Raw genomic sequence first — 15,616 nt, forward strand, 5'->3', positions numbered from 1 at the left:
AAAAACCGAAAATTTGGGCTTGAAAATTTCTATAGTATCGACAAACGCCGCGATTTTTCACGTCGCCACACGTGTTACAAAAATTTGGCTTAAAAAAACCATGTCCTGCGATATACTCTTGAACATGGAGCCCTATCTACCCTCCCCTGACGCATCCGACCAATCGCCAACAAAAGTGGAGCAATCTATGAAGTATGCGACGAGATCGGCCGATCCGGCTTTTTTCAACGCCGCAAGTTCCGGCACTCATCCACCGACAGGCGGTATTCTGAAGCGGGGATTCGACCTCGCACTGGCGTCGATGGCCCTGCTGTTTCTCAGCCCGGTTTTCCTGATGCTGGTTGCATTGGTCAAGTTTACGAACAAGGGCCCTGCGCTTTACGGGCATTCTCGTATCGGCCACAACGGTCGCACATTTAAGTGCCTGAAGTTCCGCACGATGGTCGTCGATGGCGATCAGGTGCTGCGCAAACATCTCGACGCCAATCCAAAGGCGCGCGAAGAGTGGCTGGCAACCCGCAAGCTCCAGGACGATCCTAGGGTTACGCCTGTCGGCGCAGTGCTCCGCAAGCTCAGCCTCGACGAATTGCCGCAGCTGCTGAACATCATCCGTGGTGAAATGAGCATTGTTGGTCCACGTCCCGTCGTGGAAGACGAATTGATGCTCTATGAGAGCTCCGCAGTCTACTATCTGAAGGCACGTCCGGGTCTGACAGGTCTCTGGCAGGTCAGCGGACGCAACGATGTGTCCTACGCTGAACGCGTTGGCCTCGACACGCACTATGTAAAGAACTGGTCTCTCCTGAGCGACGTGACAATCATCGCCAAGACGATCCCGGCTGTATGCCTCTCCCGCGGCAGCTACTGATCGACCTCTGCAATTGAAAATGCCGGCATGGCGATTTGCCGGCATTTTCTGTGTCTGAGGGCTAAGCCCCACGACCAACCTCTTCGTCCAGTGCCCTCGAGAGGTATCCCCGGCAGTGTCTCTGCGCTATAGCGGTCTCAAAGCTCGCAAGTGGACGACCAGACCGGAGACATCATGGCAACGACCATCCGCTATCACGAAGGCGACATTTCCGACGTGGCCGCAGCGCGATATTCCGACGCGATCGCAATCGATACCGAAACACTGGGCCTGATACCGCGCCGTGATCGCCTCTGCGTTGTGCAGCTTTCGCCTGGCGACGGCAGCGCCGACGTCATCCGGATCGCCGCCGGACAAACGGATGCCCCCAACCTCGTTGCCATGCTCGCAGATCCGGCCCGCCAGAAGATCTTTCACTACGGCCGATTCGATATTGCCGTGCTGTTCCATACGTTCGGCGTCACCACCGTCTCTGTGTTCTGCACCAAGATAGCCTCGCGCCTCTGCCGCACCTACACCGATCGCCACGGCCTGAAGGACAATCTCAAGGAAATGCTGGAGGTCGACGTGTCCAAGGCACAGCAGCAGACCGACTGGGCCGCAGACAAGCTTTCGCAGGCCCAGCTCGAATATGCGGCCTCAGACGTGCTCCACCTTCATGCGCTTCGCGACAAGCTGACATATCGCCTGGTTCGCGACGGACGAATGGAGCATGCGCAAGCCTGTTTCGAATTCCTGCCGACCCGGGCCAAGCTTGATTTGCTCGGCTGGCAAGACACCGATATTTTCGCGCATAGCTGAGCTACGAAGCCTTTTTGTGTGCAATGCGGAATTATCGGCCGATGGATTTAGCTTCCTTAACGGCTTGTTAACGCTCTTGGCGATATTTTATCGGTAACTACTCGCATTCGACAGGCGCCATGATGCGCCGCGCAGCCGTTATCTGGCTCTGGGATGCCATGTCTGCATAAGCAGCCCTGTTTTGTTTCCGTTATTGTGTCCATTTTCAGCTGTCCGATATGGAGCATGCCGATGTTGCCTCCCGTTGCCGCAGTTTCCAGCGCAAGTCCCGTCGCACCGCAGCGCGAGGTCGCAGTCGTAACGGAGATGCTGTCCGGGCTCTCGGCCGAGCCGGATGCAGCGGTTGCCTTGTCACTGGCTGCCAGCGCCGGGGTGGAAGGCAAGCTGAACATCCTCCTGCTCAATGCACGTGCCCGAATGCTCGACAGCCTGTTTGCCGTCATCGACGCTGTCAGCCAGTCCCTCGCATTGCCGCAGGCACCCGGCGAGAGCAAGGCTACCTATGCGCTGAGGCTGGCCGATACCATGACGGAACTGCCGCCGAAGCAGATGGCGGCACTGCAGCAGCAGCTGGCCGCGAAGGGGCAGACGGCACCCTTGGCGCTGGTGGCTGCCGCCCTTCACGATCCGGCCGGCGCCGAGGCAGCGCAACTCATCGCCTATCTCGAAGTCGTCCGCTACAAGGAAAAAGATCTGGCAACCAAGTCGGTCGTTGCCTCCTACGGGCAGAACAACAGCCAGGCCGAAACGGCAGCCGCAGCGCTACCTTTGCCTTTGCGCAACGGAGCCACGCAGACCGCCGCACTCCCGACCACCGTTCCTCCGCAGTCGGGCCAACCTGCCGCCGCGACGTCTGCCGCCACCGCTCCTGCAGACATCGTGCAACTCCAACCACCGGAAACTACTGTCGATCCGCATCCGCCGGAAACTGCCACCATTGCCCTGAAGGACCCGACAGACCAACAACTGCGAAATCCTTCGGTGCCTGCCGCGACCGCCCAGCCCTCGACGGCGCCGGCAAACACTGCAGCCGCCCAAGCACCACAGGCGCCACAAGCACAGACCGTTGCCGCACCGGCACCTTCAGCAGACCCCACAAAGACGGCCGTCCCGACTTTGACGCCGGACGAAAGCATACCGCGCGCCAACCAGCAGATCCGTAGCGACATCAAGGAAGGGCTAAAGGCCGTCTTTGACCGGTTGGTCCAGGCAACCGGCACCGATTTGCTGCAGACCATGGCTGAAGCTGCGCCGCTCGCCGACAAGGCCATTGCCCAGGCGCTGATTTCAGACATGATAGACGGCACGGAACTGCAGAACTTGCCGGTACCGGGCGCAGCAACCGCACCGGAGCGGACACCTCCTCTTGCCAACGCCATACCCGTCTCGCTGACGCAACAAACCTTGGCAGAGGAACAGGCACCTTCGGTGGTCGTTGCCAATGCCCAGTCCGATCAGCCCGAAGCCGCACCGCTGGTGGCCCTGCAGCACGCCCCCGCTGCCACCCCGCCGGGTCTTGCCGTCGCCTTCGTCACCGTGCCCTATGCGCCGGGCGACGATGTCGTCAAGAATAAGGAAGCCCTCCGCATCGACCGCGTCGACGCCGTCGATGACGACGAGCACGAATATCCCGGCCACCAGCCGCAAGAGGACGCCGAACCCGAGGAAGAGCCGGAAACGCCCGCCGAAGAGGCGCTCGACATGCTGGAAGCTGGGCCAGATTCCGAAGCTTCCGCTGATTTGCCTTCGGTCAGCCGCTCGTCGCTGACAGCCCTGCCCCGCCCGACATCCACGGAGCCGGTGCCGAGCGCCGGTTACGATCTCTACCAGCGCATCGGCGCCTGAGCGTTCCACGACGGGTTCCGACAAATCCAGCCTATATGCGGGCACAAAAAAACCCGCCGGATCGCTCCGGCGGGTTTCTTAATTCAGCAAGACTTGCGAAGATTATTCGCCGCGGTTCTTCAGAGCCGCGCCGAGGATGTCGCCAAGCGAAGCGCCGGAGTCGGACGAACCGAACTGTGCGACGGCTTCCTTCTCTTCAGCGATTTCGAGCGCCTTGATGGACAGCATGATCTTGCGGTCCTTCTTGGAGAAGTTGGTGACGCGGGCATCGACGATCTGACCGACCGAGAAACGCTCAGGACGCTGCTCGTCACGATCGCGCGACAGGTCGGCGCGACGGATGAACGAAGAAACGTCTTCGTGCTCGACGAGCTTCACTTCAATGCCGCCTTCGTTGACTGCGGTCACTTCGCACGAGACAACCGCATTCTTGCGGAGTTCGCCCGATGTAGCTGCGTCGCCGACGGCGTCCTTGCCGAGCTGCTTGATGCCGAGCGAGATACGCTCCTTCTCGATGTCGACGTCGAGAACCACGGCCTTGACCATGTCACCCTTGTTGTACTCCTCGATGACCTGTTCGCCTGGACGGTTCCAGTCGAGGTCGGAGAGGTGCACCATGCCGTCAACGTCGCCGTCGAGGCCGATGAACAGGCCGAATTCGGTCTTGTTCTTGACTTCGCCTTCGACTTCAGTGCCGGCCGGGTGGTTATGGGCAAAGGCCTGCCATGGGTTTTCGAGAGTCTGCTTGAGGCCAAGCGAGATACGACGCTTGGTCGGGTCGACTTCGAGAACGACCACTTCGACTTCCTGCGTCGTCGACAGGATCTTGCCGGGGTGTACGTTCTTCTTCGTCCAGGACATTTCCGAGATGTGGATCAGGCCTTCGATGCCGGGTTCCAGTTCGACGAATGCACCGTAGTCGGTGATGTTCGTGACGGTGCCGGAGATCTTCTTGCCTTCAGGATACTTGGCCTGGATGCCATCCCAAGGATCCGACTCGAGCTGCTTCATGCCGAGCGAGATACGGTGGGTTTCCTGGTTGATGCGGATGATCTGAACCTTGACCTGCTGGCCAATGGACAGGATTTCCGACGGATGGTTGACGCGGCGCCATGCCATGTCGGTCACGTGCAGCAAACCATCGATACCGCCGAGGTCGACGAACGCACCGTAATCAGTGATGTTCTTGACGACGCCGTCGACAACCTGGCCTTCTTCGAGGTTCTGAACGATTTCCGAACGCTGTTCAGCGCGGGATTCTTCGAGAACGGTACGACGCGAGACAACGATGTTGCCGCGACGCTTGTCCATCTTGAGGATTTCGAAGGGCTGCGGGTTGTGCATCAGCGGCGTGACGTCGCGGATCGGGCGTATGTCTACCTGCGAACGTGGCAGGAAGGCGATGGCACCGTCGAGATCGACGGTGAAGCCGCCCTTAACCTGGTTGAAGATCACGCCTTCGACGCGCTCTCCGGCTTCGAACTTGGCTTCGAGCTTGACCCAGCTCTCTTCGCGGCGAGCCTTTTCGCGCGACAGAACGGCTTCGCCCAGCGCATTTTCGATGCGTTCGACGTAAACTTCGACTTCGTCGCCGACTTTCAGTTCGCTACCCTTGGAGCGGGCGCCGAATTCCTTGAGCGCGATGCGCCCTTCGACCTTAAGGCCGACGTCGACAACCGCAACATCTTTTTCGATGGCGGTGACGATACCCTTGGTAACGTAGCCTTCAGCCAGATCGTTCTTGGCAAAAGACTCTTCGAGCAGGGAGGCAAAATCCTCATGCGAGGTGGCAGCTACAGACATAAAATCTCCTGGCGTGTCCCGGATGGTCTCGGACACTGGGCGCCGGTGGGTTGTTCTGATGAACCTGGATCCAGTCCGCCCTCTCGAAGAGGACAATCCGGCGCGGGGACGGAAACCCAGGCTTTGCTTGATGCAAAAGCGCCCCGTGGCAACCACGTGACGCCGACTTTAATTCAGGCATGTCGGTTCAGGGCAGCATCGATGATGGTTTTAGCCGCCTGAAACGCCGCCTCTATACTCATTTCCGACGTATCAAGCAAGTGCGCGTCTGCAGCGGGACGCAAAGGGCTGTCGGCCCTTCCCATGTCGCGCTCGTCGCGCCGCTTCACGTCCTCGAAAATCGCCTCGTAATCCGCTGTGACGCCATTCGCGACGATCTCGTCAAACCGCCGACGGGCGCGGATGTCGGCCGATGCCGTCACGTAGAATTTCACCGGTGCTTCCGGGCAGACGACGGTACCGATATCGCGGCCGTCAATCACGGTGCCCGGCAACATCCGCGAAAACTGCCGCTGCGCCTCCACCAGCGCCCGGCGCACCGTCGGCATGACGGCAACCTTTGAGGCCGCCTCGCCGATCTCGTGGCGCGACAGGACCGACCGGTCGAGCGCGTTGAGGTCGAGCCCTGCCGCCACGGCCGCGGCCACCGCCTCGTCGTCCAGAGGCTGGCCGGCATCGAGCAACGCCTTCGCCGTCGCGCGGTAGGTCAGGCCTGTGTCGAGATGGTGGAAGCCATAGGTCTCGGCAATCCGGCGCGACAGCGTTCCCTTGCCGGCAGCGGCCGGCCCGTCGATGGCGATGATCATGCCTTGCTCCTGCTGTCTAAGATTGCTCACGGCGTGCCGCGTTCGCTTACCATGGCGGCCATGGCCGCCGCGTCGTTCGCAACGTCCGGCTCGGCCATCAACCCTTCCGCGACGCCATTGCGGTCGGCTTCAGAACGGTTCTGGCTGACTTTCCACTTGCCGTCGATCTCGGCAATGTCGATTTCAATGCCGACGATGCCCTTGATCTGGGACGCAATATAAGTGTCGGGTGCGTCCCCGACCGCCCAGGGCTCTGCGCGCGGTCCTTCCTGGTCGCGGGTCAATGCCTCGACCTGGGCGCGGATCCAGGCGCCATCTTCTATGACCCGTGCCGGACCGCGCACCTGAACGATGGCGTAATTCCAGGTCGGCACGACCTTGCCGGTTTCCTGCTTGGTGCGGTACCAGGACGGGGTGATGTAGGCATGCGGCCCCTGGAAGACGACCAGCACCGGTGCGCCGTCACGGATCTCCCGCCACTGGCCGTTGGCGCGCGCCACATGCGCCTGCAGCCGGCCCTTGCTACCAAAGGACGGATCGAGATGAAAAGGTATGGGATTGGCAACCGGACCATCGGCGCCCGAGGAGATCAGCAACCCGAGCGGATGGGCGCGGATCAGCCCGTGCTGGATATCGATGCGGTCTTCCCGGAAATGCGGCGGCTGGTACATGGAAACCCTTGGCGAAGTGTGCATCCGGCCGTGCGGGACGACGCGGCAAACGTGGCGCGATTTATCACGGTTTGGCCGTTGCCGACCAGTCATCAACCAAGGTTTTATGAAGGAGCGCGACCGCTCGATAAGAGCAAATTTCAAGCCTTTGCGGGCATTCCGATGAGCCCGGAAAGGCCTTTGGCGAAGTTAGGCTTTGACAGAAACGGCCATAACGACTATGGGGACCGGCTAATAATTTCCCTATGAAACGCCGGCTTGCACGGCACTGCCGAATATCTCTTCGGCCATTCACGAGGCTATGACAGTGGCGAAAGCGGAACTTGGAACGAAGCGGACCGACCCGGACTCCGGCAAGAAATTCTACGACCTGAACCGGGACCCAGTGGTTTCTCCCTACAGCGGCAAGTCCTGGCCCCTGTCTTTCTTCGAGGAAACCGCAGCTGCCGTGAAGGAAGTTCCGGAAGAGGAAGAGGTCGCGGAAGTCGACGTTGAAAACCCCGAAGTCGAACTGGTTTCGCTGGAAGAAGCCGACGAAGCCGCCGCTGGCGACGACATCCCGGATATCGGTGACGACGACGTCGAGATCGACGGCGACGACGATGACGACGACACATTCCTGGCGCCCGACGAAGACGACGATGACGACGATATGAGCGACATCATCGGCGTTACGGGCGATGACGACGAGGTCTGATCGACCCGCTCCGGCCCGCGCAAAGAAAAGTGCGCGGGCCCTGATTTTTCGGCTTGCTATCTGAATTTACCAGACGTAATAAGCCGCCACCCCAACGAGCGAAGCGCTCCACGGGGACCCAGGCCGGCCAGACCGGACCATTTCGATGGGGCTATAGCTCAGCTGGGAGAGCGCTTGCATGGCATGCAAGAGGTCAGCGGTTCGATCCCGCTTAGCTCCACCAAATTTTCCCAAGAACAAATCATTCACAACATCGCAATTTCATCATTCCGCCAACCGCGATCATCGCAGGCGGACCGGATCTCGCCTGATCAATCCTCGAATTCGGCATTCATCGCATCTGCCAGTTGTCGCATCAGGCGTACGAGATTGGCGACGTCCTCTTCTGCCCATGTGCTGAAGATTGCCCGGCCAATTTTCTCCCGGGCCAGGTCGACTTGGTCGGTCATTGCCTTGCCGGCAGCGGTGATCGTGGCTTGTCTCGATCGGCGGTCGGAAGGGTTCTCCTTGCGGTCGGCCAGCCCGAGGCTCTCAAGCTTGGCAACCTGGCGACTGACGGTGGTGTAGTCCCGTCCTACCCGGTCGGCCAATTCGATGACACCTATGGGTCCCAGCCTCTCGATCATGACGAGCAGTGGGAAAAGAGCGCGATCAAGCGAGATTCCTGCCTTTTTGACCATGGCCTCGTCCCGCTGAGGACGGTTCATCACGCTGACAATATCGAGCAGCGCGCCGTGGAGTTCGCGGAGAACTTTTCCATTAAGTGTATTATGCACGTTTTTATTTGACATCGTAGCAATCCCTCTGATACATGCATAATACACGCAATTGAGTGCCGATGACAAATCGTTTTGCCGCCTGCGCTAAACAGGGTTCACCAATGCGCGCTATCTCGTGGGAAAATGACCCGGCGTCTTCAGCGACGCCGAAATCGGGAAGCCCCCCGGGCGCCGCACTCGGCGTTGGGCCGCGGCCCTCAGTGCTTATCCGGCCGAGATAGCCCCGGCACAATCAAAGGACAAAATCTATGAAAGCCGCGATCGTTACAGCTTCCGGGCAACCGCCCATCCTGACAGACATTCCGGAACCCGTTGCCTCCGCAGGCGAAGTCCGCGTCAAAGTCACTGCCTCGGCCGTCAGCCAGGTTACCAAGAGCCGGGCATCCGGGCATCACTACAGTGCTGTCGGCCAGTTTCCCTTCGGCGTGGGCATTGACGGTGTGGGGACTTTGGATGACGGGCAACGCGTCTACTTCGTGCTGCCGCGTCCCCCTGTCGGCGCGCTGGCTGATGTGGCCGTCATTGCCGCCAATCAATGCATCCCGCTTGCCGATGATCTCGATGACTTGACCGCTGCAGCAATCGCCAATCCGGGTATGTCGTCATGGGCAGCCTATAGCGAACGCGCAAGATTGCAGCCCGGCGAAACTGTGTTGGTCAACGGCGCAACCGGGACATCCGGGCGGCTGGCCATCCAGATCGCCAAGCATCTCGGCGCCCGGAAGGTCATCGCCACAGGCCGTGGAAACAAGGACAGCCTGCGCGAACTAGAAGCGCTCGGTGCCGATGTCATCATTCCACTCAGCGGTGATCAGGAAGCATTCAAGGAGAGCCTGAGACAGGAGCTTCGCTCCGGCGTGGACGTCGTTATCGACTACCTCTGGGGGAAGAGCGCGGAAGCGATTCTGTCCACAAAGGCGGAAACCAGCCCGGCGCCAATGCGGTTTGTCCAGGTCGGTTCAATCGCGGGTTCGGATATCGATCTTTCCGCATCGATCCTGCGGTCGTCCGCAATCGACCTGATGGGCAGCGGGATCGGCAGCGTGCCCCCCAAGCGCTTCCTGCACGTCCTCGGCGAAGTCTTGAAAGCAGCGGCAGGAGGCAGGTTCCAGATCGCGTTCAAACCCGTTCCCTTCTCTGAATTCGACGAGGCATATCCGCTGGACGAAAGCACTTGCCGCACGGTATTTACGATGTCCGGCTCCGGCTGAAGTGTAGCTCGCCGGTCGGATTGAAAAGATCAGAGGCCCATCGGCACCCAGAACTTAAAGACTAGGGAGCGACGTCAAATGAATGCTTTGTCTAAGCCCACATGCCGCGTTGTCCGACCGGAAACCACCTATGCCGGCAAGCAGGGATTGGAGTATTTTGAAGGGATTGCCGCCGAGACGGTCGGCTCGACCCGGATCTGCATGCATCTGCTGACTATTCCGGCGGGCGGACGGGCCAAGGCACATCTGCACGCCGAGCACGAGACGGCGATCTACGCACTTTCCGGCGAGACGCAGTGCTGGTTTGGCGAACAGTTGGAACAGCATGTTGTGGTGCGACAGGGCGAGATGTTTTACATCCCCGCAGGCGTCCCGCATCTGCCCGCCAATCTGAGCGATACGGCAGCGACGGTTGTCATAGCCCGAACCGATCCGAATGAGAAAGAAAGCGTCGTCCTGCTGCCGCATCTTGAGGACCTTGTCCCGCGCTAGGCGATCCAGAAATGATGCTTGACTTGGCCGGCATGAGCTCACTCGGAGCAGAACAAAGAAGAGGCTGACGAATCCGGGGGGTGTCGTCAGCCTCGAGCGAAGAGATACGGCTCTTGCGCTTTTTTCGCCTGTGTGGGGCAGAGGCGAGACATTCGAATGCCATGCTAAAATGAGCCGAAGCTGACGAATGTACATTTCGCGCGCTGGTTGGCGCCCGATAGCCGGCATATGGCTTCACGTTTGCTTGATCTTACATATTCGCGGAATGGGCTGTTCTGCCGCATCGGCTGTATGTGCATCAGCCGCGGAAAAGCGACAGCAGTCTCTGCGGCGCCTGGTTGGCGATGGATAGCGACTGCACGGCCAGCTGCTGCTGGGTTTGCTGCGCCGCCAGTTTGGACGACTCGGTTTCCATATCCGCATCGACAAGCCGGCCAACGCCCCGATCGATGCTATCCATCAACGTTTTGGCAAAGTCGGACTGGACGCCGATCGACGATTGCAGCGAGCCGAGCAGTGCTGCGGCGGCCGTCACCCTGTTCTGCATCGCATCGAGGCCGCTGATATAATAGTCGACATCGGCCCCGGCGGTGGTGATGTCGATATCGGTGAAATTGAAGTCGATTGCACCGGCGGTGTGCTTCTGTGGCGCAGAGACGGTCATGCCGACACCGGCCGTCGGATACCGGGCCTTGTCGCCTGACAGCGTGACCGACCCGCCGCTCGCGGTTGCCAGAAGTCCCGTCTGCTGGCCGGCAGCACCAAGCACGGCCGCCATGTCGTCCGCCGTGGAAACGATCCCGTTGGCAGACGTGCCGAGTGCTGCATCGACGGTGGCGCGGTCGACGCTGATGGTCTGCTGCGAACTGCCGTCTATTGCGAAACTGAAAGAGAACGACTGGCCTTCCGGAACTGCAAAGCGACTTCCGAAACTGAAATCGACCTGCGGATAGACATTTTGCACCGACGCCGTTGGCGCACTCTCCAGGCCCAGGCCCGACCCGCCACTGAGACTGGATACCAGATTGCTGGTGGAGACGCTGGAGCCGGCAAGGCCCGTTGCGTGCCGCGTGGCGATTTCAAAGCTCGAGGTTCCGCCCCCCGAGGAGGCCGGTGCGCCGGCCAGCTGGAACGCCTTGTTGAGCACCGCTGCCATGTCCTGTCCGTTCGCGATCTTGCCGTTTGCCGCAGCGCCGAGAGCCGCCGTGACGACGCTTCTATCGATGGTGATTGCATAGCTGTTGCCGGCAGACGCGTCGCTGGCATCCAGCGTGAGGTCGAAGGAAACGGCATCGCTGGCGCCGAATGTTTGCGCGCCGATGAAATTGAAGTCCTGATGGCCGGCCACCGCGCCGATGCTGCCGCCGGAAAAGCTGCCGAGGGTGGCAAGGCCCAGCGCGTCGCTGTCGCTTTGCAGTAACCCGCCGCCACCTGTGTTGAAGAGGATGGTCTTCGTCATGTCGATGTCGCTATCGCTGATGGACACCGTGCCGTCGGCGGAACGGACGAAGGCCGCCGGAACCGAAGTCGTTACCGAATTGGTGGTTTTAAGGTTTGCCGCCTGGCTGTAGCTCAGCATGTTGACGCCGTTGAAGCTGGCGCTGGTGGCAACGCTTGCGACCTGCTGCTTCAACTGATCCAGTTCATCCTGGACTTTGCTCTTGTCGACGCTGCCTTCCTTGGCCGTCACCAGCTTTGCCTTGAATGCGGAAAGCGTATCGAGCACCGACGTCATCCCGGCATAGGCAGTGTCGACGGTGGCAGATGCCACGCCGAGCGCATCGGCCACGGCAGACGTCGCACCCCTGTCCGAACGCATGGTGGTTGCAACGGACCAATAGGTGGCATTGTCGGATGCGGAAGCGACTTTCAAACCGGAGGAGACACGCTTCTCCGTTGAGGTCAGCTGTTGCGTAACGCTCCCCAGCGTCCGCAAAGCCGCCATCGCAGACAGGTTCGTCTTGATCGACGACATACAACCCCCAGGTATCGAACCAAAAAATCAATAGTTTTGGAAAAAGGGAGCATCATGCAGCCATAAGATGCAGAATCGCCAATTTGTGTTAACTTCCAATGAAGTACGGGGAAACTGGATGATATAGCCGATGCGAAGGCCACCCGAGGGCATATCGCGCCTTTTGTCGGCCTACAGGCTGCCACCGGTGGCCAGACAGGACGCATCCAGCCTGTAGGCATAGATCGTCTTGCCGCGATAGTTGCCCGTATGCGGTTGCCATGTCGCCGCCGGCGCCTGAGGTCCGGTCGGACACACGTTCGGATGAGTCGACACGAAGAGCACGGACCCGTGCAGGGACTTCGGCACCGGAAACTTCTGATCGTAGTAGCTCTGCGGCGCATCAGGATCGCCGCTGGCGTAGATGCTATAGCCCCGCCCCCGCAACGTATAGAACATGTCGGCAAGAATATCCCTGTCGTCGCTGACGATATCCCTCAGTCCGAGCGTCCGGGCGAGTGCGGCAGCATCGTTGCTAACCTTGCTGCGGCCAAGATAGCGATCCAGCACGATAGAAGCGCCGCTTTCGCTGACGGGAATGGCAAACACCGGCGCCGTTGCCACCAGGCAGGATACCGTCCCGTTCAGCAGCAACGACCATTTGAGGCCCTGCGGCCAGACGCGCCGCAGGGTCCAGACGGCGAGCAGCGTGCCGGCGACATAGGCCGTGGCCGCCCAGTTGGCATAGGCCTTGGCAAGGGTCGCCTGCAGGGAGATCAGTGCTATGATCGGCAAGGACAGCCAGACCAGCATCTGCTCGCGCCACTCGCCTCCCCGCATTAGCACCCGGTAGCTGGCGATGAGGATCGCCGCAAACACGATCGGTCCAACCACGCCGAACTGGGCACCGAAAAATTCCAGCCCGCCGGACAGGTGCGGATTGAGCCGTCCCCAGTGGGCAATATTCTCGGTATGCTTGACGGTGACCATCCGGTTTTCGAGGTTCCACCAAATGTTTGGCAGGCAGCCGGCACTGGCCACAGCCACAGCGATCCATGCGTCGCGCCACGCGATGCGCGCCCTTGGGACGCACGCAATTGCGATCAGGCCACCCGGCAACAGAAACAGGATCGCGTATTTCGACAGGAAGGCGCCTGCAACGGCAAGGCCAAGCGCAACGGCAATCGTCACGGAACGCCTGCCGGTCAGCACCACGTAGGCCGCAAGAGCGACCGCGAGGAAAAACAGCAGCGGCACATCCGTCGAGAAGAACACCGACGACAGCGCCACACCCGGCAGTGTGATGTAGGTGACGCCGGCCCAGGCAGCGATCTCCCTGTCGAACAGCCGCAATGCGACCTGCATCAGCGCCAGCCCGGTTGCGAGATGCAGCAGCGGCCCGCAGATCCTGATCCAGAAGATGCTACTCGAGCCGGAAATCTCCGACATCGCTCTGAGGATCCATGCGATCATCGGCGGCTTCGAATAATAGCCGAAGTCGAGGCTCTGCGACCATAGCCAGTACTGTGCCTCGTCGACGAATAGATCCGTCGTATCGAATGAAAGGGTCACGATCCGCCACAAGGTAAGTGCGACCATGACGAGAAGGGCAGAATGGATCGATAACGACGGAATCGAGAACGGCGCTGCGGGCGCTACGGTCCAATCCGCCGGTAGAGCAACGTCATTCCCGGCGGCACGATCGACCGTCCGGTCGGCATAGTCAGATGGCACGCCACGACCGGTCGCCAACCGGAGAATGTGAGAAAACATAGAGTAAACCGCTGGAGATTGCTGCTGCCGACCTTATTAGCAATCCAATGTTACAACCAGACGGCAAAACGTCCAGCAGCATGTGAATTCAGCCGCCTTCCCTGACGTCAAGATGATGCTCGAGATCCTTCCAGCTGCGGTCCATGGCGAAGCTGGCTGACAGATATGGAACGCCGATATGTCCGAACAGCACGGACAACTGCCATTCCGCAACATCCTCGGGAACACCCGCGACCTCGTAGCTGTAGATCAGCGAAAACAGGCCGGTTCTGTCGGCGCCGGACATGCAATGCACCAGGATCGGCCTTGGGGCTGTCTTCATGATGTCGATCAGTGCAACGGCCTTGTCCACTGTCAGGATTTTCGTCGCCGACATGCCGAAATCGATATGCTGCACACCGAGACGCCGGGCGACGGCCGTCTCCTCCCGGTACCATGGTTGGTCGTTGCTACCGCGAAGATTAACGATCGTCTTTATGCCGTACTGTTGAACATAGCTCTCGAGTTGCGCACCCGAGGGCTGCGCGGAGCGGTACAACTGGCCGGGGATCACCGTGTGGAAATTTCCCGTTGCCTGCAGCAAGGCGAGATGTCCGCCGAAAAACAGGAGGCCAACTAGAAAACAGGCAACCGCATAGCGCATTATTTTACGAATACGTCCGAGAATTGCCATTCTTTCCCCGATGCTATTTTTTTACTGCACCTTTCCGCAGGCTAGCCACCGAATCCAACAAGAGATTAAAGATAATACGAAGCTTTTATGTCATTGCTGGCTGTGCATGCTTGACTGTCGTCTCCGGCATTTCGGGCAAACTGCGACATGAATAATCCATGCTCATGCCGCACGGATCGGTTATCGATAGTTCTGCGGGTCGGGCCGGGGTTTCCACGACCGAATCGCTATCAACAACCTCACGGAGGACCGACTGATGACGCCTGCCCGCTTCAACGAGTGTCTGCTGCATATCCGCTGGACACCCATCAACCTGGCAAGTGCCCTGCAATGCGATCTGTCCTGGGTCGAAGCGCTTGAGGTCGGCGCCGTCGAGGTACCCGCAGCTCTCGGAGAATGGCTCGAGACACTCGCCCGCTGCCACGAGGCAAACGAAACACCGAAAGCCTTTCGCGGTCGCGGCCAGGATTGACGTCTGCCGGCATCCTGACGCGGAAGCAGCAAAACAGTTAAACCGCTGAAACTAATTGAGCGCGAAGGGCGTATCCCTATAGGCCTTTGGTCGGGCCCGAGGCCGTCGCCCGCACACCGTAAGGTCGAAGGTGGCGGCCTCACTTTATAGTTCCACCCTCAAGGCAAACACCGCATCTGGCCGCATTTGCCCTGCGCCAGCGGGAGGACATGTCCCGCCGATGGCTTTCCGGTTGCATATGCATTACGCATGGTCTTTCGAGGGGGAAATCATGAAGCTCTTTGCCGCAACGCTGTTGTTCTCGACTGTGCTGACGCTGCCGGTCGGCGCGCAGTCTTCCATCTCGACCGACCGCGGCCAGCTCATCGAGAGCTACCGGGCCTTTATCAGCGCCGTCGACATCATCAATTCGAACGGTGACCGCCTCTCCGAGCCATGGCAGATTATTCGCCAGGATCGCGCAAATTATCACCACTTTCATCTGATGGACGCCGACGACGAAACCGATACCTTTTTCGCCAGCCCCGCCAATCGCCAGCTCATGGAGGCGATGCTGGCCGATGGCGAGATCGAAGGCGACGCGGCCGAACGGATCGTCGCCGGCGATGTCCATATCAAGGTCGATATCTACGGCCATGGCACAACGGGCGAACGCATAGACGTGCACATCGAGGACTGACCGACGATCCCCAGTTCTCAGCGCCGCGTCCGCAATTTCTTCTGGCCTCCCAACCATGGCCGGAATAGCATGCACCACCCGTAGCCGCAGAA

Annotated in this window: 15 protein-coding genes and 1 tRNA gene; 9 read left to right on the plus strand and 7 right to left on the minus strand. The window is 59.9% G+C overall.

The window, feature by feature from the left end; translation table 11 throughout:
- The first annotated feature begins 187 nt into the window (after positions 1-187).
- The 3 genes from J5289_RS17650 (at position 188) to J5289_RS17660 (ending at position 3,514) form a co-directional block, all read left to right on the plus strand.
- Positions 188-868: a sugar transferase gene (locus J5289_RS17650; RefSeq protein WP_142831532.1), complete on the plus strand. Its 681-nt coding sequence runs from the start codon at positions 188-190 to the stop codon at positions 866-868.
- Positions 869-1,042: 174 nt separating this feature from the next.
- Positions 1,043-1,669 (plus strand): ribonuclease D, encoded by a 627-nt coding sequence (locus tag J5289_RS17655; RefSeq protein WP_209182134.1) that lies wholly within the window; start codon positions 1,043-1,045, stop codon positions 1,667-1,669.
- Between the two features lie 231 nt (positions 1,670-1,900).
- On the plus strand, positions 1,901-3,514 hold the full coding sequence (locus J5289_RS17660; protein WP_209182135.1) for a hypothetical protein: 1,614 nt from the start codon (positions 1,901-1,903) through the stop codon (positions 3,512-3,514).
- A gap of 102 nt (positions 3,515-3,616) precedes the next feature.
- On the opposite strand, the gene rpsA is transcribed toward J5289_RS17660, so the two are convergent.
- The 3 genes from rpsA to J5289_RS17675 form a co-directional block, all read right to left on the minus strand.
- Positions 3,617-5,317 carry a 30S ribosomal protein S1 gene (rpsA, locus tag J5289_RS17665; protein WP_142831535.1) on the minus strand — a complete coding sequence of 567 codons (1,701 nt, stop codon included), beginning with the start codon at positions 5,315-5,317 and terminating at the stop codon, positions 3,617-3,619.
- Between the two features lie 173 nt (positions 5,318-5,490).
- Positions 5,491-6,123, minus strand: a complete 633-nt coding sequence (gene cmk / locus J5289_RS17670; RefSeq protein ID WP_209182136.1) for a (d)CMP kinase — start codon at positions 6,121-6,123, stop codon at positions 5,491-5,493.
- A gap of 26 nt (positions 6,124-6,149) precedes the next feature.
- Positions 6,150-6,794 (minus strand): FMN-binding negative transcriptional regulator, encoded by a 645-nt coding sequence (locus J5289_RS17675; protein ID WP_209182137.1) that lies wholly within the window; start codon positions 6,792-6,794, stop codon positions 6,150-6,152.
- Positions 6,795-7,101: 307 nt separating this feature from the next.
- Between J5289_RS17675 and J5289_RS17680 the strand changes: the two genes are divergently transcribed.
- Both J5289_RS17680 and J5289_RS17685 read left to right on the plus strand, forming a co-directional pair.
- The gene (locus J5289_RS17680; RefSeq protein WP_142831538.1) at positions 7,102-7,491 is read left to right on the plus strand and encodes a TIGR02300 family protein; all 390 of its coding nucleotides are present in this window, start codon (positions 7,102-7,104) and stop codon (positions 7,489-7,491) included.
- 147 nt (positions 7,492-7,638) lie between these two features.
- Positions 7,639-7,714: transfer RNA gene (locus J5289_RS17685), tRNA-Ala, on the plus strand.
- Positions 7,715-7,802: 88 nt separating this feature from the next.
- Here the strand turns inward: J5289_RS17685 and J5289_RS17690 are convergent.
- On the minus strand, positions 7,803-8,282 hold the full coding sequence (locus tag J5289_RS17690) for a MarR family winged helix-turn-helix transcriptional regulator (RefSeq protein ID WP_142831567.1): 480 nt from the start codon (positions 8,280-8,282) through the stop codon (positions 7,803-7,805).
- A gap of 236 nt (positions 8,283-8,518) precedes the next feature.
- Here J5289_RS17690 and J5289_RS17695 point away from each other — a divergent pair, with 236 nt between their 5' ends.
- Together J5289_RS17695 and J5289_RS17700 are read left to right on the plus strand one after the other, a co-directional pair.
- Positions 8,519-9,481, plus strand: a complete 963-nt coding sequence (locus J5289_RS17695) for a zinc-binding alcohol dehydrogenase family protein (RefSeq protein ID WP_209182138.1) — start codon at positions 8,519-8,521, stop codon at positions 9,479-9,481.
- Between the two features lie 78 nt (positions 9,482-9,559).
- Positions 9,560-9,973, plus strand: coding sequence for a cupin domain-containing protein (locus J5289_RS17700; protein ID WP_209182139.1), 414 nt, complete (start codon positions 9,560-9,562; stop codon positions 9,971-9,973).
- Positions 9,974-10,271: 298 nt separating this feature from the next.
- Here J5289_RS17700 and J5289_RS29730 read toward each other — a convergent pair whose 3' ends face one another.
- The 3 genes from J5289_RS29730 to J5289_RS17715 form a co-directional block, all read right to left on the minus strand.
- The gene (locus J5289_RS29730) at positions 10,272-11,948 is read right to left on the minus strand and encodes a flagellin (RefSeq protein WP_209207648.1); all 1,677 of its coding nucleotides are present in this window, start codon (positions 11,946-11,948) and stop codon (positions 10,272-10,274) included.
- A gap of 171 nt (positions 11,949-12,119) precedes the next feature.
- On the minus strand, positions 12,120-13,526 hold the full coding sequence (locus tag J5289_RS17710; protein ID WP_209182160.1) for a glycosyltransferase family 39 protein: 1,407 nt from the start codon (positions 13,524-13,526) through the stop codon (positions 12,120-12,122).
- A gap of 262 nt (positions 13,527-13,788) precedes the next feature.
- Positions 13,789-14,373: a dual specificity protein phosphatase family protein gene (locus tag J5289_RS17715; protein WP_209182141.1), complete on the minus strand. Its 585-nt coding sequence runs from the start codon at positions 14,371-14,373 to the stop codon at positions 13,789-13,791.
- A 256-nt stretch (positions 14,374-14,629) separates the two neighbouring features.
- Between J5289_RS17715 and J5289_RS17720 the strand changes: the two genes are divergently transcribed.
- Positions 14,630-14,845, plus strand: coding sequence for a hypothetical protein (locus J5289_RS17720; protein WP_142831543.1), 216 nt, complete (start codon positions 14,630-14,632; stop codon positions 14,843-14,845).
- 271 nt (positions 14,846-15,116) lie between these two features.
- On the plus strand, positions 15,117-15,524 hold the full coding sequence (locus J5289_RS17725) for a hypothetical protein (RefSeq protein WP_209182142.1): 408 nt from the start codon (positions 15,117-15,119) through the stop codon (positions 15,522-15,524).
- Positions 15,525-15,616 lie beyond the last annotated feature (92 nt).

The organism is Rhizobium sp. B230/85 (genome assembly GCF_019355735.1).
GTDB lineage: Bacteria > Pseudomonadota > Alphaproteobacteria > Rhizobiales > Rhizobiaceae > Rhizobium > Rhizobium rhododendri.